This window comes from Streptomyces bacillaris, from assembly GCF_003268675.1.
In the GTDB taxonomy this organism is placed as follows: domain Bacteria; phylum Actinomycetota; class Actinomycetes; order Streptomycetales; family Streptomycetaceae; genus Streptomyces; species Streptomyces bacillaris.
The window spans coordinates 5,961,569-5,978,399 of the sequence record NZ_CP029378.1; the positions used below are offsets into that span (position 1 = coordinate 5,961,569).

The 16,831-nt window shown below is 70.7% G+C and carries 13 protein-coding genes; 8 read left to right on the forward strand and 5 right to left on the reverse strand.

Annotated features, from left to right (window positions below):
* Positions 1 to 35 precede the first annotated feature (35 nt).
* The 3 genes from DJ476_RS35805 to DJ476_RS25920 all read right to left on the reverse strand — a co-directional run bounded on the left by DJ476_RS35805 (position 36) and on the right by DJ476_RS25920 (position 2,602).
* Complete coding sequence (locus DJ476_RS35805) at positions 36 to 935, reverse strand: hypothetical protein (protein WP_318294802.1); 900 nt, start codon at positions 933 to 935, stop codon at positions 36 to 38.
* A gap of 294 nt (positions 936 to 1,229) precedes the next feature.
* On the reverse strand, positions 1,230 to 1,601 hold the full coding sequence (locus DJ476_RS25915; protein WP_112491686.1) for a hypothetical protein: 372 nt from the start codon (positions 1,599 to 1,601) through the stop codon (positions 1,230 to 1,232).
* Between the two features lie 293 nt (positions 1,602 to 1,894).
* On the reverse strand, positions 1,895 to 2,602 hold the full coding sequence (locus tag DJ476_RS25920) for a TetR/AcrR family transcriptional regulator (RefSeq protein WP_112491687.1): 708 nt from the start codon (positions 2,600 to 2,602) through the stop codon (positions 1,895 to 1,897).
* 193 nt (positions 2,603 to 2,795) lie between these two features.
* On the opposite strand from DJ476_RS25920, the gene DJ476_RS25925 reads away from it, so the two are divergent.
* Together DJ476_RS25925 and DJ476_RS25930 are read left to right on the forward strand one after the other, a co-directional pair.
* Positions 2,796 to 4,277 (forward strand): APC family permease, encoded by a 1,482-nt coding sequence (locus DJ476_RS25925; RefSeq protein WP_112491688.1) that lies wholly within the window; start codon positions 2,796 to 2,798, stop codon positions 4,275 to 4,277.
* Positions 4,278 to 4,300: 23 nt separating this feature from the next.
* Positions 4,301 to 5,905, forward strand: coding sequence for an amidohydrolase (locus DJ476_RS25930; protein ID WP_112491689.1), 1,605 nt, complete (start codon positions 4,301 to 4,303; stop codon positions 5,903 to 5,905).
* Between the two features lie 102 nt (positions 5,906 to 6,007).
* On the opposite strand, the gene DJ476_RS25935 is transcribed toward DJ476_RS25930, so the two are convergent.
* Together DJ476_RS25935 and DJ476_RS25940 are read right to left on the reverse strand one after the other, a co-directional pair.
* On the reverse strand, positions 6,008 to 7,030 hold the full coding sequence (locus DJ476_RS25935; RefSeq protein WP_318294803.1) for a phosphatase PAP2 family protein: 1,023 nt from the start codon (positions 7,028 to 7,030) through the stop codon (positions 6,008 to 6,010).
* Positions 7,031 to 7,127: 97 nt separating this feature from the next.
* Positions 7,128 to 8,171, reverse strand: a complete 1,044-nt coding sequence (locus DJ476_RS25940) for a LacI family DNA-binding transcriptional regulator (protein ID WP_103416259.1) — start codon at positions 8,169 to 8,171, stop codon at positions 7,128 to 7,130.
* A gap of 429 nt (positions 8,172 to 8,600) precedes the next feature.
* On the opposite strand from DJ476_RS25940, the gene DJ476_RS25945 reads away from it, so the two are divergent.
* From DJ476_RS25945 to DJ476_RS25970, 6 genes are all read left to right on the forward strand, one after another.
* Positions 8,601 to 9,872, forward strand: a complete 1,272-nt coding sequence (locus DJ476_RS25945) for an extracellular solute-binding protein (RefSeq protein ID WP_112491690.1) — start codon at positions 8,601 to 8,603, stop codon at positions 9,870 to 9,872.
* Between the two features lie 19 nt (positions 9,873 to 9,891).
* On the forward strand, positions 9,892 to 10,911 hold the full coding sequence (locus DJ476_RS25950; protein ID WP_070203291.1) for a carbohydrate ABC transporter permease: 1,020 nt from the start codon (positions 9,892 to 9,894) through the stop codon (positions 10,909 to 10,911).
* Positions 10,908 to 11,786 (forward strand): sugar ABC transporter permease, encoded by an 879-nt coding sequence (locus DJ476_RS25955; protein ID WP_053561515.1) that lies wholly within the window; start codon positions 10,908 to 10,910, stop codon positions 11,784 to 11,786. Before DJ476_RS25950 ends, DJ476_RS25955 begins: the two co-directional genes overlap by 4 nt.
* 111 nt (positions 11,787 to 11,897) lie before the next feature.
* Complete coding sequence (locus tag DJ476_RS25960) at positions 11,898 to 13,574, forward strand: glycoside hydrolase family 13 protein (RefSeq protein WP_112491691.1); 1,677 nt, start codon at positions 11,898 to 11,900, stop codon at positions 13,572 to 13,574.
* Positions 13,559 to 14,617, forward strand: a complete 1,059-nt coding sequence (locus DJ476_RS25965) for a LacI family DNA-binding transcriptional regulator (protein WP_103416255.1) — start codon at positions 13,559 to 13,561, stop codon at positions 14,615 to 14,617. Before DJ476_RS25960 ends, DJ476_RS25965 begins: the two co-directional genes overlap by 16 nt.
* A gap of 433 nt (positions 14,618 to 15,050) precedes the next feature.
* Complete coding sequence (locus DJ476_RS25970; RefSeq protein ID WP_112491692.1) at positions 15,051 to 16,784, forward strand: carbohydrate-binding module family 20 domain-containing protein; 1,734 nt, start codon at positions 15,051 to 15,053, stop codon at positions 16,782 to 16,784.
* Positions 16,785 to 16,831: the final 47 nt, after the last annotated feature.

Below are 16,831 nucleotides of genomic sequence, written 5' to 3' on the forward strand. Positions count from 1 at the left end.
GTGACGAGTCTTCGCGCTTGTGTGCGCATGGCGGATCACCTGTGAGGCAGCAGCGAGCAGAGACATCGGTGATGTTGAGCCACAAAGTTGCCGCAGTAACGCGCGGTACGAAATGCGGCTGGATTGCGGTGGCAAGGCTGAAGTAATGAGAGGGGAAGCGCATGGTCACGAGGGTGGCCAAGGGCGGGCAGGTGCTCAAGTTGGCGTGGACGCGACGATGCGAGCGGGCCGGTGTACGTGAACGCGCCATCACCGGTGGAGGACTGGGCAGAGGACAGCCCTCGAACGGGCGAGGCAGCCCAGGTCGCGAGGCCGCCACGGACGGCGCTGCGAGGCCGACCCGGGAGCAGGCACAGAGGCCGAGCGCGCACCGGACGGCCTCGACGTGTGAGTGGGCGTGTTAGTGGCAGGTCACGCGGATGAGCCGGCGTCTGGCACGGCCGACCGGCACTGAACGCCCCCCACGCCTCCAGGAGGAGCCACCCGCGCTCCGGCAGACGCCGGGCCTTCGAGCGCACCCCCTCGACCTTCGCCGACGATGTCTCCAAGCCCAGCCGAGCCGTGTTCTCCCTGGCTTTCAGCGGTTGCCGGCCCGCGGGCTGCCGCTCGTCGAGCACGCCCGGAATCCGCTGGTAGTCCGGCACCAGCACCGTCACCAACAGTCCTTCGCGCCACGGCGGCACGATCGAGCCCGGCACCGGTGCGGGCGAGGACACGGATTCGGCCGCCGCCTCGGCCTCGGTCACGGCGGTGGTCTCGGCAGCCGAGGCCGCCAGGACCTCCATCAGCTCCTCCCGCGCGATCACCCGCCGGTCCAGCTCGATCTCCGCGGCCTCCAACACCCCAGCCAGCCGCGCGGCTTCCTCCCCCAAGCCCTCCACCCGCACCCGGGCCGCTGCCTCCCGCTCCTCCAGCATTCCCAGCACCCACGCCATCGCGCACCCCTCGATCACGGAGCCGAAACAAGACGCCGCATGCCTCCCTCACGCCGAGCTAGAACATGCCTGACCAGCGGAAATCAGGCGATCACGTTCGGTTGAGATACGGCTTCTCAGCCCGCCTCATTTCCCGTACGAGAAGTCCTGTGCCCTGTGCTCCGACGGTGCCGGAACAGGGCTGCCGACGACCGGCGAATGGACGAACCGGTGAAGTTCAGCGGCCGGACCGGCTCCGTGCGGGCATCTGTTGCCGGGGACGGGCGACGCGCTGTGATCACGCCGCCCGCCCCGTCAGTGACCGTCCTCGCTTCGGCGGAACTCGTGGACCACCTGGATCTCGCCGACGATGTGGGCGTTGAACTCCTCCAGCTCCTCGGCCGGAACCCAGAGTTCGAGGATCGTCCGCCCGCCGGCCTGCTGCACGGGATACCGGCTCAGGAACTCCGACTCGACGTCGAAACGGGTGACGAAGCCGGCGCCGTCGTGCTTCACGTTCCAGTCCCGCGCGATTCTGATCGCATAGTCCTCGTTCAGGACCGGGTAGAAGATCGGCTGCTCGGGCAGCCGGGGCGGCCAGGCGCGCCAGTTCAGCTCCCGGACCAGCTCCAGCTCCTTGGGGCCGGTGGGGCGCCACAGGGTCGTCGTCGCTCGGCGGCTGGTCATGGGGGTGCTCTCTGGCCGTGGGCCGCCGGGGGTGGCGGGCCGGGAGGTCGGACGATACCGGTGTTGCGGGGGTGGTGGCGACGTGGTTTTCGTGCGCTGGTCGGGGCTGTGACCAGCGGATACGGGGCGTTGGCTGGGGTGCGGCCGTGCGGGGCGCCGCCCCGGGCCCCTCGTGGGGCGCTGCCCCGGACCCCGCTCCTCAAGCGCCGGACGGGCTGGAATTCGCGGAGGAGCTGGATTTCCGGGCCCCCGGCGGTGAACGGGTGTCCCTGGTCCGGGGCGGAAGGATGTCCTCAAGCGCCGGACGGGCTGGAGGGGTTCCCGGACAGGTTGGAGGAGGGGGCGCCCGCGCCGGATGGGGCGGACGGGCTGGAATCGGTGGACGGGCCGGAAGGCGGGCCCACGTGGGACCGGCAGTGGGCCACGAATGCCTCCAGGGCCAGTTCGAAGGCCGCGTCCGCTCTTCTCGGGCCCGTCGCCGCCAGGGCCTCCGCCAGTTTCGCCGTCTCCGGGGAGTCCTGCGGCAGCTCCCACATCGTCTCCGGGGCGGCCAGGTCCAGGGCCGAGCCCAGGACCAGGTTCTCCAGGGCCGTGATCACCGTCATCACCCGCGCCACGGGGAAGCCGGTCTTCAGGAGCAGGCGGACCGCGTGTTCGTACTGGGCCAGGACCTTCGGGGCCCGTACGGGGGAGGTCATCAGGAGCGGGATCGTGTGGGGGTGGGCGGCGAAGGCGGCCCGGTAGGAGCGGGCCCAGGCGGTCAGGGCCCGGTCCCAGGGGCGGAGGTCGAGCGTGGCCGTGTCGATGGAGGCGCTGACGCGTTCGCGTACCAGCTCGATCACCCCGGCCCGGCCGTCCACATGGTGGTACACCGAACCCGTCTGCACCCCCAGCCTCCGGGCCACCTGGGGGACGCTGAACTCGCCCTGCTCGTCGATGAGTTCGAGCGCCGTGGCGCCGATGCGCTCCCGGTCGAGCAGCGGTGTGCGCGGCCGTCCCATGTGCGGTTCTCCTGATCTGCGGTGGCGAAGGTCTTCCCCGATGGCCTGGGGTGAGGCTACATTCCCCGAAACCGAAAGGCTTTAGGTTTAGCCTCGTCGGGTCCGTCGGGTCCGTCGGGTCCGTCGGGTCCGCCCGGTCCCGTGTCGTGCGACCGCCGCCTGCCCGCCTGCCGCAGAAGGGCTCCTCCTGCACATGTCTGCGCCCACCCTCAGAAAAGGCACCCTCGGCACCGCCGACATCGCCTTCTTCGTCGTCTCCGCCGCCGCCCCGCTCACCGTCATGGCCGGCGTCGCCCCCATCGCCCTCCTGCTCGGCGGCATCGGCGCCCCGGTCGGCTACCTGGTCGCGGGCGTCACCCTCGCGGTCTTCGCCGTCGGGTTCACCACGATGAGCCGCCACGTCCGCAGCGCCGGGGCCTTCTACGCGTACATCACGCGCGGGCTCGGCAGGCCCGTCGGGATCGCCGCCGCGCTCATCGCCATGCTCGGCTACAACGGCATGGAGATCGGCGTGTACGGACTCCTCGGCTCCGCCACCGCCGACACCTCCCGTGCCCTGTGGGGCATCGACGTGCCCTGGCTGCCCGTCTCCCTCCTCGGGCTGGCGCTCATCTGGTACGGCGGCTTCCGCTCCATCGACTTCGGTGCCAAGGTCCTGGGCGTTCTGCTCGTCGCCGAGACCGGGATTCTCGTTCTGCTCGCGGGCGGGGTGCTGCTGGAAGGCGGCTCCTCCGAGGGGCTTTCGCTCGCCTCCTTCTCCGCCGGGAACGTCTTCGTCCCTGGCATGGCCGCCGTCCTCGCCTGCGCCTTCGCCGCCTTCACCGGGTTCGAGTCCACCGTCATCTACCGCCGCGAGGCACGTGCCCCGGAGCGGACCGTTCCGCGCGCCACCTACATCGCCGTCGGCTTCCTCGGGCTCTTCTACGCCTTCATCGTCTGGACCGTCGTCCAGGCCTTCGGGGACGCGAAGGTCGTCCAGGCCGCCGCCGACGATCCCGGTGGGCTCTTCTTCTCCGCCATCACCACCTACGTCGGGCCCTGGGCCGCCGACCTGATGCACATCCTCATCGTCACCAGCGTCCTCGCCTCGCTGCTCGCCTTCCACAACGCGATCAACCGGTACGGGCTCGCCCTCGCCGAGGAAGGCGTCCTGCCCGCCGCCCTCGGGCGCGTCCACCCGCGCCACCGCTCCCCGTACGTCGCCGGGGCCGCGCAGACCGTGCTCGGGGCGCTCGTCGTCACCGGCTTCGCCGCCGCGGGAGCCGACCCGTACGCGCAGCTCCTGCTCTGGGTCAACACCCCGGGCATGATCGGGCTCATGGTCCTCCAGTTGCTCGCCGCTCTGGCCGTGTTCCTCTTCTTCCGGAGGATTCCGCACCGCGAAGGCCGCCTGCGCACCGTCGTCGCCCCGCTGGTGGCGGCCGTGCTGCTGACCGGGGCCATCGGGCTCGTCTCGTACAACGTGGACCTGTTCACCGGGGCCTCCACCGCCGTGAACGTCCTCCTCGTCGCGCTCGTGCCCGGCGTCTTCCTGCTCGGGCTCCTCCTCGCCCGCCGCCTCCGGCGCCACCGGCCCGAGGTGTACGCCTCCTTCGCCGCCGAGCCGCCGCAGGAGGGCCACGAGGGCCTCCCGGACCCGCCCGCGCAACCCGTCTCCACCTCCGTAACCCTCTGACCAGCCTGCAAGGAGCCTTCACCGTGTCGTCCTCAGCCGATCTCCTCATCACCGGGGCCCGCGTCCGCACCCTCGACCCCGACCGGCCCACCGCCTCCGCCGTCGCCGTCCGGGGAGGGACCATCGTCGGGGTCGGGGACGCCGACGACCTGCGTGCGCTGCGCGGGCCCGGGACCGAGCGGATCGATCTCGGCGGGGCAGCCACCCTCACCCCGGGGCTCACCGACGCCCACAGCCACCCCGTCTGGGGGCTGGAGATGGCCACCGGCACCGACCTCACCGCCGTCCGCGACCTCGACCAGCTCCGCGCCGCCCTCGCCGCCGCCCCGCGCACCGAGGGGTGGGTGATCGGGTGGGGGCTGGACCACAACGCCTTCGGGGACCGGCCCGTCGGCCACGTCCTCATCGAGGACGCCCTCGGTGGTGCGCCCGCCTTCCTCCGGCTCTACGACGGGCACTCCGCCCTCGCCTCCGCCGCCGCCCTGGAGCGGGCGGGCGTCACCGGGCCCCGTACCTTCGCCCAGCGCGCCGAGGTCGTCTGCGACCGGGACGGGCGGCCCACCGGGCACCTCGTCGAACATGCCGCGATGGACCTGCTCACCCCGTTCCTGCCCCGGCCGTCCCTGGCCGAGCGGCGGGCCGGGCTGGTGGAGCTGCTCTCCGCGATGGCCGCCACCGGGCTGACCGGGGCCCATGTGATGGACCTCGGGGACGGTTCCGTGCCCGCCTTCCTCGCCGCCGTGGAGGAGGACGCCGACCTTCCCGTACGGCTCCGGCTCGCACCCTGGTGCATGCCGGGCGTCAACAAGGAGGGGCTGGAGGAGCTGGTACGGCTCCAGCGGGAGGCCGGGCGGCTCTGGCGGGTCGGCGGGGTCAAGTTCTTCATGGACGGGACCGTGGAGGGCGGCACCGCCTGGCTGGAGGAGGCCGACTGCCACGGCCAGGGCACCGAGGCGTTCTGGCCGGACCCGGCCGCGTACAGCGAAGCCGTCACCCACCTCCACCGCGCCGGGGTCCGCACCGCCACCCACGCCATCGGGGACGCGGCCGTACGGCATGTCCTGGACACCGTCGAGGGGCTGGGGGACAGCGGGCGGCTGTGCCACCGCGTCGAGCACATCGAGTCGATCCCGCACGCCGTGGCCGAGCGGTTCGTCCGGCTCGGGGTGATCGCCTCCATGCAGCCCACCCACACCGCCTACACCCGCGCCGACCACACCGACGCCTGGTCCCGGCGGCTCGGCGACGAGCGCGCCGCCCGCGCCTGGCGCTGCCGGGACCTGCGGGACGCGGGGGCCTACCTGGCGCTCGGCTCGGACTGGCCGATCGCCCACTACGACGTACGGCAGGTGCTGGCCACGGCGCGGCTGCGGCGGCTGCCGGGGGCCTACGACACCGAGCCCGTCGCCCCGGAACAGGCGCTGACCGGGCTGATGGCCCTGGAGGGGTGCACCTCGCACGCGGCCGTCGCGGCGGGGGATCAGGCGGTGGCGGGGCGGATCGCGCCCGGGTTCCGGGCCGATCTGACCGCCTTCGGGGTGGATCCGGTGGAGGCCCCGGCGGACGAGCTGGGCGATGCGCCGGTCCGGCTCACGGTCACGGGAGGGCGGGTCGTGCACCGGGGGTGAGGCGGAGACGGAGGCGGGGACGGAAACGGAAGCGGAGACGGAAAACGGCGGTGCGGGCGGACCTGACGTCCGCCCGCACCGCCGTGGTGTCTGCAGTGGTGGCTAGGGTCTCCGTGCTCCCGCGGGCTCCGGGTCCCCGGAAGGCTCGTCGGAAGGTCTCCCGGAGGGCTTTCCGGAAGCCTCACCCGATCCCGAGCGACTTCCGGAAGGTTCCCCGGTCGGAGCGCCCGTCTGCTCCCCGGACCGGGTGCCCGCCGCCTCTGCCGCCCGTTCCTCCGCCGGGCGTGGCAGCCGTGCCGTCCGTACCCCCGTCAATCGCCCGCCCTGCTTCGGCGGCACCCACTTCGGCAGGTGGTGCGGCAGCGAGCCGTACCAGACGCGGGAGACCGCGTAGCCGAAGGCGAGGCAGATCATGCCGCCCACCGCGTCCAGCCAGAAGTGGTTGGCGGTGGCCACGATGACGACCAGCGTCAGCGTCGGGTAGAGCAGGCCCAGGATGCGGGCCCAGGGGGCCGAGGCCAGGGCGAAGATGGTCAGGCCGCACCAGAGGGACCAGCCGATGTGCATCGACGGCATCGCCGCGTACTGGTTCGACATGTTCTTGAAGTTGCCCGAGGCCATCGAGCCCCAGGTCTCGTGCACGAGCACGGTGTCGATGAAGTTCGCGCCGTTCATCAGCCGCGGTGGCGCCAGCGGGTAGAGGTAGTAGCCGAGCAGGGCCACCGCCGTCGTCGCGAAGAGGACCAGCCGCGTCGCCGCGTAACGGCCCGGGTGGCGGCGGAAGAGCCAGACGAGGACGCCGATGGTCACGACGAAGTGCAGCGTCGCGTAGTAGTAGTTCATCGACACGATCAGCCATGTCACGGAATTGACCGCGTGATTGACCGTTTCCTCGAACGCGAGGCCCAGCGACTTCTCCGCCGACCAGATCCAGTCCGCGTTCCGCAGGGCCTGGGCCTTCTGCTCGGGTACGGCGTTGCGCACGAGCGAGTACAGCCAGTAACTGACCGCGATGAGCAGGATCTCGAACCAGAGCCGGGGCCGGCCGGGCGATCGCAAGGAACGGAAGCGGTCCGACCAGCCGGTCTTCCCGTCTTCCTGTGCTGTCACCTGCGTTTCACCCATAGGCAGAGAGTCTTCCATAGAGATTCCCCTGCCCCCGATCATCCTCCGGTCGGGTTCCGGTCGCACATCCTGCGCCTCAAGGACGAGGGCATCGGCCTCAAGGACGAGACGGGGACCCTGATCCGCCTGCGGGTCCGGAGGCCGTCGTCCCGCGGACCACCAGCTCCGGCATGAAGACGAACTCGCTGTGCGGGGCCGGGGTCCCGCCGATCTCCTCCAGCAGCGTGCGCACCGCGGCCTGGCCCATTGCCGTCACCGGCTGCCGGATGGTGGTGAGCGGCGGGTCCGTGAACGCTATGAGCGGCGAATCGTCGTAGCCGACCACGGAGAGGTCCCGGGGGACCTCCCGGGAGAGCCTGCGGGCCGCCCGGATCGCCCCGAGCGCCATCATGTCGCTCGCGCAGACGACCGCCGTGCAGCCGCGCTCCATCAGGGCGGAGGCGGCGGCCTGGCCGCCCTCCAGCGTGTACAGGGAGTGCTGGATCAGCTCCTCGGTCTCCTCCGGGGCCAGGCCCAGCTGCTCCCGCATCGTGGCGTGGAAGCCCTCGATCTTGCGGAGCACCGGAACGAACCGCTTGGGGCCGACCGCCAGGCCGATACGGGTGTGGCCCAGCGCCACCAGATGCGTCACCGCCAGCCGCATCGCCGCCCGGTCGTCGGGGGAGATGAAGGGGGCCTGCACCTTGGCGGAGAAGCCGTTGACCAGGACGAAGGGGACGCCCTTGCCGCGCAGTTGCTCGTAGCGCTGCATGTCGGCCGAGGTGTCGGCGTGCAGCCCGGAGACGAAGATGATGCCCGAGACGCCCCGGTCCACCAGCATTTCGGTGAGTTCGTCCTCGGTGGAGCCGCCGGGGGTCTGGGTGGCCAGCACCGGGGTGTACCCCTGCCGCGTCAGCGCCTGGCCGATGACCTGGGCCAACGCCGGGAAGATGGGGTTCTCCAGCTCGGGGGTGATCAGTCCGACCAGGCCCGCGCTGCGCCGGCGCAGCCGTACGGGGCGTTCGTAGCCGAGGACGTCGAGCGCCGCGAGGACGGATTCGCGGGTGGTCGCCGCGACCCCGGGCTTGCCGTTCAGGACTCGGCTGACCGTCGCTTCGCTGACCCCCGCCTGAGTTGCGATATCGGCAAGCCGTGCGGTCATGTCAGTGGACTGTACCGGGCCCGTGTCGGATTGCCCACTGTGCGGCATCGCGGGGCGGGGGCCCGGCCCCGGGGCCCTTGTGCCGCACTGCGGCGGCAGGGTGGTCGGCTGCCGTGCCGCGCCGTGAGCGCCCGTGCTCCGCGCCCTGACGGCACGACGTACGGCAAGGTCTTGCAAGCTCTTGCGGGGCCGTCGTTGCGGGGTGCAGTCGTATCGTCGCACTGCGGTCATGCCGTACCTGACCTGCCCCTGCCAGGGCTCCACCGCTTCCGTCAAGGGGCTTGACGGCAACCTTGAGGACACGCGAATGTAACGATCAACAGGGCTTGCAGAAATCTTCCGCAAGGTCTTTCGGTGTTCTTTCATCCTTGTTACGTTCACGTTGACCCGGCGCCGCGACGGAGCGGTACGGCAGTTGAAGGAGTTCAGATGCGACGTGGCATAACGGCCACCGCCCTGGTCGCGGCCCTGGCGCTCGCGGCGACCGCGTGCGGCGGTGGCGACAAGTCCGACGGCGGTTCGAGCTCGGGCGAGCTCTCCGGCACCGTCACCTGGTGGGACACCTCCAGCGTCGGCAGCGAGGACAAGGTCTTCAAGAAGCTGGCCGAAGGCTTCGAGAAGAAGCACCCGAAGGTCGACGTCAAGTACGTCAGCGTCCCCTTCGGTGACGCGCAGAATAACTTCAAGAACGCGGCCCAGTCCGGCAAGGCCGCGCCCGACGTGATCCGCTCCGAGGTCGCCTGGACCCCGGACTTCGCCTCCCTCGGCTACCTGGCCCCGCTGGACGGCACCGCCGCCCTGAAGAACCAGGACGACTTCCTGCCGCAGGCCCTCGCGTCCACCAAGTACGAGGACAAGACCTACGCCGTCCCGCAGGTCATCGACTCCATGGGCATCTTCTACAACAAGAAGCTGCTGGAGAAGGCCGGCGTCAAGCCGCCGGCCAACCTGGACGAGCTGAAGACCTCCGCCAAGGCGATCAAGGACAAGACCGGCAAGACCGGCCTCTACCTGCGCGGCGACGACCCGTACTTCTTCCTCTCCTTCCTCTACGGCGAGGGTGGCGACCTGGTCGACGCCAAGACCAAGACCGTCACCGTGGACAAGCCCGAGGGCGTCAAGGCGTTCAAGGCGGTCAAGACCCTGGTCGACGACGGCACCGCGAAGACGGATGCCTCCGACGGCTGGGAGAACATGATGCAGGCGTTCAAGAACGGCGACGTCGCGATGATGATCAACGGCCCCTGGGCCGTCGCCGACACGCTGACCGGCAAGGAGTTCACGGACAAGGACAACCTGGGCATCGCCACGGTCCCGGCCGGCTCCGCCGCGCACGGTGCCCCCCAGGGCGGTCACAACCTCGCCGTCTACGCCGGTTCGAAGAACCTGGAAGCCTCCTACGCCTTCGTCGAGTACATGACGTCCGTGGAGGCCCAGGCCACCGCCGCCGGCGAGCTGGGCCTGCTGCCGACGCGCACCTCCGCGTACGCCAAGAAGGAAGCGGTCAACAGCGAGATCGTCGGCTTCTTCAAGCCGGTCGTCGAGACCGCCGTCGAGCGCCCCTGGATCCCCGAGGGCGGCAGCCTCTTCGCCCCGCTGGGCGTTGAGTACACCAAGGTCCTCACCGACCAGACCACGCCGGAGAAGGCCGCCAAGGCCGTCGGCGACGAGTACCGCAAGCTCCTGAAGGACTGGAAGTAACAGGAAGGTTGGCCGACTGATGGCTGTCCACACCAGCCAGTCGGTGGTGAAGGCCGCGGGCGGGAACACCGCTCGCGGCCGGAGCCGCGGTACTGGCACCCCACCACCGGCCCCCGGCCGTATCCGGCGCGGCCTGTCGACCCACTGGTACGCCTGGACCATGGTCGCCCCGGTCGTCGTCGTGATCAGCGTGATCATCGGCTACCCGCTGCTGCGCGGGATCTACCTGTCGATGACCGACGCCGACGAGCGCAACGTCGCCCGCTCCATCGGCGTCAACGAACTGCCCGCCACCTACGAGTTCGTCGGCGTGGACAACTACGTCGACGCGCTGACCGGCTCGCAGTTCCTCGGCACGCTCGGCTGGACGCTGGTGTGGACGGTCGCCTGCGTGAGCATCACGTTCGCGTTCGGCATGGCGCTGGCCAACCTCCTCAACCGGAGGATCGCCGGCCGCTCCGCCTACCGCATGGCCCTCATCCTGCCCTGGGCCATCCCCGGCTTCGTCTCGGTCTTCGCCTGGCGCTTCCTCTACAACGAGGAGCGCGGCCTGCTCAACAAGATCCTCGGCGGCGCCGGCTTCGACGCCGTCCCCTGGCTGAACGACCCGACCATGGCCAAGTTCGCGGTCATCGCCGTCAACGTCTGGCTCGGCATCCCCTTCATGATGGTCGCCCTGCTCGGCGGGTTGCAGTCCATCCCCTCGGAGCAGTACGAGGCCGCCGAGATGGACGGCGCCACCGCCTGGCAGCGCTTCCGCCACATCACGCTCCCCGGGCTGCGCCCGGTCTCCACCACGGTGGTCCTGCTCTCCACCATCTGGACCTTCAACATGTTCCCGGTGATCTTCCTGCTCACCCGCGGCGGACCCGGTGAGGCCACCCAGATCCTCGTCACCCAGGCGTACAAGTTCTCCTTCGAGATCAGCCCGCGCGACTACGCCCAGTCCTCCACCTGGGGCGTGCTGATCCTCGTACTCCTGATGCTCTTCGCCGTGATCTACCGGCGAGTCCTGCGCTCCCAGGGAGACAACTGGTGACCACCGCGACCGAAACCCCCGCCCGGCACGCCGTGCGCAAGGTCCGGCTGCGCGGCGAGCGCTCCCCGCTCGCCTCGGTCGGACTCCACCTCACCCTGATCGTCGCCTCGGTGATCGCGGTCTTCCCGGTGCTGTGGGTCCTGCTGACCTCGCTCAAGCCCGCCAAGTACGCCACCACCACGGACTTCTTCCGCGAGACCACGCTCGTCAACTACACGAACCTGATCCGCGACACGGAGTTCCTCACCTGGTTCGCCAACTCCGCGATCATCGCCGGGCTCTCCACCGTCATCGGCGTCTTCGTCGCCGCCACCACCGGCTACGCGGTCAGCCGCTTCCGCTTCCCCGGCAAGCGCGGGCTGATGTGGACGCTGCTGATCACCCAGATGTTCCCGGTCGCCGTCCTCATCGTGCCGATCTACAACATCATGGCGAGCATGGGTCTGCTCAACCAGCCCGCCGGTCTCGTCATCACCTACCTCACCATCTCGGTGCCCTTCTGCGCCTGGATGATGAAGGGCTTCTTCGACACCATCCCGCGCGAGATCGACGAGTCGGGCGAGGTCGACGGCCTCACCCCGTTCGGCACCTTCTGGCGCCTGATCCTGCCGCTGGCCAAGCCGGGCCTCGCGGTCACCGCGTTCTACTCCTTCATCACCGCCTGGGGCGAAGTCGCGTACGCCTCCGCCTTCCTGGTCGGTGACGAGAACCTGACGCTGGCCGGCGGACTCCAGAAGTTCGTCAACCAGTACGGCGCCCAGTGGGGCCCGATGACCGCGGCCTCCGTGCTCATCGCCATCCCGGCCGCCCTGGTCTTCCTGTTCGCGCAGAAGCACCTGGTCACCGGTATGTCCGCCGGAGCCGTCAAGGGCTGACACCGCCAGGACGCCACCACCCGCACGCACCACCGCATTCGTCACGGCGGCGCCGGACACACCCCGACCGGTCACCGGCGCCGCTCCCCACCCAGACACCCCAGGGACGACATGACCCAGCACCTCGCTGCCCCCTCCACCGGCACGTCCGACGACGCCCCGGGCCACCGCACCGGCTGGTGGCAGGACGCGGTGATCTACCAGGTCTATCCGCGGAGCTTCGCCGACGGCAACGGCGACGGCATGGGCGACCTCGCCGGCGTCACCGCCCGCCTGCCCTACCTGCGGGACCTCGGTGTCGACGCGGTGTGGCTCTCCCCCTTCTACGCCTCCCCGCAGGCCGACGCCGGGTACGACGTCGCGGACTACCGGGCCATCGACCCCATGTTCGGCACCCTGCTGGACGCCGACGCACTGATCCGCGAGGCGCACGCCCTGGGCCTGCGCATCATCGTCGACCTGGTCCCCAACCACTCCTCCGACCAGCACGAGTGGTTCAAGCGCGCCCTGGCCGAGGGCCCCGGCTCCGCCCTGCGCGAGCGCTACCACTTCCGCCCCGGCAAGGGCACGGACGGCGAACTCCCGCCCAACGACTGGGAGTCCATCTTCGGCGGCCCCGCCTGGACCCGTACGGTGAACCCGGACGGCACCCCGGGCGACTGGTACCTCCACCTCTTCGCCCCCGAGCAGCCCGACTTCAACTGGGAGCACCCGGCCGTCGCCGACGAGTTCCGCTCCATCCTGCGCTTCTGGCTCGACATGGGCGTCGACGGCTTCCGGGTCGACGTCGCCCACGGCCTGGTCAAGGCCGAGGGGCTGCCCGACCTCGGCGCCCACGACCAGCTCAAGCTGCTCGGCAACGACGTGATGCCCTTCTTCGACCAGGACGGCGTCCACGAGATCTACCGAAGCTGGCGCACCATCCTGGACGAGTACCCGGGCGAGAGGATCGCGGTGGCGGAGGCGTGGACGCCGACCGTCGAGCGCACCGCCAACTACGTGCGCCCCGACGAGATGCACCAGGCCTTCAACTTCCAGTACCTGGGCACCGACTGGGACGCCGGGAAGCTCCGCGAGGTCATCGACGTCTCGCTCGCCGCGATGCGCCCCGTCGGCGCCCCCACCACCTGGGTGCTCTCCAACCACGACGTCACCCGGCACGCCACCCGGTTCGCCAACCCGCCGGGGCTCGGCACCCAGATCCGTACCCCCGGCGACCGCGGACTCGGCCTGCGCCGGGCCCGCGCCGCCACCCTCCTGATGCTCGCCCTGCCCGGCTCCGCCTACGTCTACCAGGGCGAGGAGCTGGGCCTGCCCGACGTCACCGACCTGCCCGACGAGGCCCGCCAGGACCCCTCGTTCTTCCGCGCCGAGGGCCAGGACGGCTACCGCGACGGCTGCCGCGTCCCGATCCCGTGGACCCGCGAGGGCAGCTCGTACGGGTTCGGCGAAGGCGGCAGCTGGCTCCCGCAGCCCGCCGGCTGGGGCGAGCTGTCCGTGGAGGCGCAGACCGGCGTGGAGGGCTCCACCCTGGAGCTGTACCGGGCCGCCATCGCCACCCGCCGGGAACACCCGGGGCTCGGCGCGGGCACCGACGTCGAGTGGCTGGACGGCCCCGAGGGCGTCCTCGTCCTCGCCCGCCCCGGCTTCGTCTGCACCGTCAACACCACCGGCGCCCCGGTCCGGATCGCCGCCCGCGGCCGGGTGCTGCTCGCCAGCTCCCCGGTCACCGTCGACGGCGCCGAGGCCGTGCTCCCCGCCGACACCACGGTGTGGTGGACGGTGTGACACTGCCCGCACCCAGGACCGGCGCCGCGCCCCGGCTCTCCGACATCGCCGGCCAGGCGGCGGTGAGCGAGGCGACGGTCAGCCGGGTCCTGAACGGGAAGCAGGGCGTCGCGGACACCACGCGGCAGCGGGTGCTCGCGGCGCTCGACATCCTGGGCTACGAGCGGCCGCTGCGGCTGCGCCGGCGCAGCGCCGGGCTGATCGGTCTGGTGACGCCCGAGCTCACCAACCCGATCTTCCCGGCGTTCGCCCAGTCCGTGGAGCAGGTGCTGGCCGGGCACGGCTACACCCCCGTGCTCTGCACCCAGCTCCCGGGCGGTGCGACGGAGGACGAACTCGTCGAGCAGCTCGTGGAGCGCGGCGTGGGCGGCATCGTCTTCCTCTCCGGGCTGCACGCCGACACCTCGGCCGACCCGGCCCGGTACGCCGCGCTCTCCGAGCGCGGGGTGCCGTTCGTCCTGATCAACGGCTACAACGAGCGGATCAGCGCCCCGTTCGTCTCGCCCGATGACAACGCTGCCGTACGGATGGCCGTCGGCCATCTCGCGGACCTCGGCCACCGCCGGATCGGCCTGGCCATCGGCCCGCAGCGGTACGTCCCCTCGCGCCGCAAGCGGGACGGGTTCGTGGAGGCGGCCATCTCGCTGCTCGGTATGGACCGGGCGGAGGCCGAAGGGCACGTCTGCTCCACGCTGTTCAGCGTCGAGGGCGGCCAGGTGGCGGCGGGCGCCCTGCTGGACGCCGGGTGCACCGGCATCGTCTGCGGCAGCGACCTGATGGCCCTGGGCGTCGTGCGTGCGGCCCGGGGGAGGGGGCTCGACGTCCCGCGTGACGTCTCGGTCGTCGGCTTCGACGACTCGCAGCTCATCGCCTTCACCGACCCGCCGCTGACCACCGTCCGCCAGCCCGTGCAGGCGATGGCGGCCGCGGCGGTGGGGGCCCTGCTGGAGGAGGTCGGCGGGAGCCCGGTGCAGCGCACCGAGTACGTCTTCCAGCCGGAGCTGGTGGTACGGGGCTCGACGGCGGCGGTACGGAGCGACTGACCCGGACACGGGCGATACGTACAGGAGAGGCACCAGGAGTCGGCCCAGGGAGGGCCGGCGGGGAGTTACAGCGACTCCGGGTGCCTCTCCTTGTCGTGACCGGCCCGGCCGGCCGGGCGCGTGGAGTCCGGGCACCGCGAGGCGGAACCGGAACCCTCGGCCGACCGGACCGGAGTCGGATGAAACATAACAGGCCCGCAATATCTTGCGAAAGACCTTGCAGCAAGAAACCGCGAAGAAAAATGGCTTGTTTCGTGGATGTGAGCGGGGGATGTCCAAAGGGTTGACCGGTGCCTGACGGCCTCGTACGGTCTGGTCCGCAGCAAGGTTTGCAGTCTTGCAGCAAGAACCTTCAGGAGCCTTGAGGGCATGGCGCGTTGCCGACTGAGGCTGCACCGTCACCCGCGTTTCCCCCACCCGCAGGAGGAAAGACATGGCACGCAGACCCCTGTCTGCCGCGCTCGCCCTCGTGGCCGGCGCCGCTGCCGCCCTGGTCATCCCCACCGGATTCGGCACCGCGTCCCCCGCGCAGGCCGCCGCTCCGGGCGACAAGGACGTCACGGCCGTGCTGTTCGAGTGGAAGTTCGCCTCCATAGCCAAGGCCTGCACGGACTCCCTGGGTCCGGCGGGCTACGGCTACGTCCAGGTCTCGCCGCCCCAGGAGCACATCCAGGGCAGCCAGTGGTGGACGTCCTACCAGCCCGTCAGCTACAAGATCGCCGGCCGCCTCGGTGACCGCGCCGCCTTCTCCGCCATGGTCAACACGTGTCACGCGGCCGGGGTCAAGGTCATCGCGGACTCCGTCATCAACCACATGTCGGCGGGCAGCGGCACCGGCACCGGCGGCTCGTCGTACACCAAGTACAACTACCCGGGCATCTACTCCGGCAGCGACATGGACGACTGCCGGTCGGAGATCACCAACTACCAGGACCGCGGCAACGTCCAGAACTGCGAACTGGTCGGCCTGGCCGACCTGGACACCGGCGAGGAGTACGTCCGCGGCCGGATCGCCGGCTACCTCAACGACCTGCTCTCCCTCGGCGTCGACGGCTTCCGCATCGACGCGGCCAAGCACATGCCCGCCGCCGACCTGGCCAACATCAAGTCCCGCCTCACCAACCCGAACGTCTACTGGAAGCACGAGGCGATCTACGGGGCCGGTGAGGCGGTCTCGCCCTCGGAGTACCTGGGCAGCGGAGACGTCCAGGAGTTCCGTTACGGGCGGAGCCTGAAGCAGGTCTTCCTCAACGAGAACCTGGCCCACCTGAAGAACTTCGGCGAGGGCTGGGGCTTCATGGAGTCCGGGAAGTCCGCAGTTTTCGTCGACAACCACGACACCGAGCGCGGCGGCGACACCCTCAACTACAAGAACGGCTCCGCCTACACCCTCGCCAGCGTCTTCATGCTGGCCTGGCCCTACGGCTCCCCGGACGTCCACTCCGGCTACGAGTTCAGCAACCACGACGCCGGGCCGCCCAACGACGGCCAGGTGAACGCCTGCTACAGCGACGGCTGGAAGTGCCAGCACGACTGGCGCGAGATCTCCTCCATGGTCGGCTTCCGCAACGAGGCGCGCGGCCAGGCCGTCACCAACTGGTGGGACAACGGCGGCGACCAGATCGCCTTCGGCCGGGGCAACAAGGCGTACGTGGCCATCAACCACGAGGGCTCCTCGCTGACCCGGACCTTCCAGACCTCGCTGCCCGCCGGTGACTACTGCGACGTGCAGTCCGGCCGGGGCGTCACGGTGAACGGCTCCGGCCAGTTCACCGCCACCCTCGGCGCCGGTACGGCGGTGGCCCTGCACACAGGCGCCCGTACGTGCTCCGGCGGCGGCTCCAACCCCGACCCGGGCCCGGGCAACGGCCAGTCCGGCGCCTCCTTCGGCGTCAACGCCACCACCCAGCTCGGCCAGAACATCCACGTCACCGGCGACCAGGCGGCCCTGGGCAACTGGAACCCGGCGAACGCGCCGAAGCTCGACCCGGCCACGTACCCCGTCTGGAAGCTGGACGTGAACCTGCCCGCCGGGACCACGTTCGCCTACAAGTACGTCCGCAAGGACGCGGGCGGCAACGTCACCTGGGAGAGCGGCGCCAACCGCACCGCCACCGTCCCTGCCTCCGGAAAGGTCACGCTCACCGCCGACGTCTGGCGCAGCTGACCCGTACATCCCTCGGTGGGCCGGAGGCGCGCGCTGCCTCCGGCCCA

Excerpts from the sequence above, each read along its gene's own strand:
- DJ476_RS25960 (WP_112491691.1), top strand. The coding sequence starts at position 11,898 with ATGACCCAGCACCTCGCTGCCCCCTCCACCGGCACGTCCGACGACGCC.
- DJ476_RS25925 (WP_112491688.1), top strand. The coding sequence starts at position 2,796 with ATGTCTGCGCCCACCCTCAGAAAAGGCACCCTCGGCACCGCCGACATC.
- DJ476_RS25920 (WP_112491687.1), bottom strand. The coding sequence starts at position 2,602 with ATGGGACGGCCGCGCACACCGCTGCTCGACCGGGAGCGCATCGGCGCC.
- DJ476_RS25915 (WP_112491686.1), bottom strand. The coding sequence starts at position 1,601 with ATGACCAGCCGCCGAGCGACGACGACCCTGTGGCGCCCCACCGGCCCC.
- DJ476_RS25935 (WP_318294803.1), bottom strand. The coding sequence starts at position 7,030 with ATGGGTGAAACGCAGGTGACAGCACAGGAAGACGGGAAGACCGGCTGG.
- DJ476_RS25970 (WP_112491692.1), top strand. The coding sequence starts at position 15,051 with ATGGCACGCAGACCCCTGTCTGCCGCGCTCGCCCTCGTGGCCGGCGCC.
- DJ476_RS25945 (WP_112491690.1), top strand. The coding sequence starts at position 8,601 with ATGCGACGTGGCATAACGGCCACCGCCCTGGTCGCGGCCCTGGCGCTC.
- DJ476_RS25950 (WP_070203291.1), top strand. The coding sequence starts at position 9,892 with ATGGCTGTCCACACCAGCCAGTCGGTGGTGAAGGCCGCGGGCGGGAAC.
- DJ476_RS25940 (WP_103416259.1), bottom strand. The coding sequence starts at position 8,171 with ATGACCGCACGGCTTGCCGATATCGCAACTCAGGCGGGGGTCAGCGAA.
- DJ476_RS35805 (WP_318294802.1), bottom strand. The coding sequence starts at position 935 with ATGGCGTGGGTGCTGGGAATGCTGGAGGAGCGGGAGGCAGCGGCCCGG.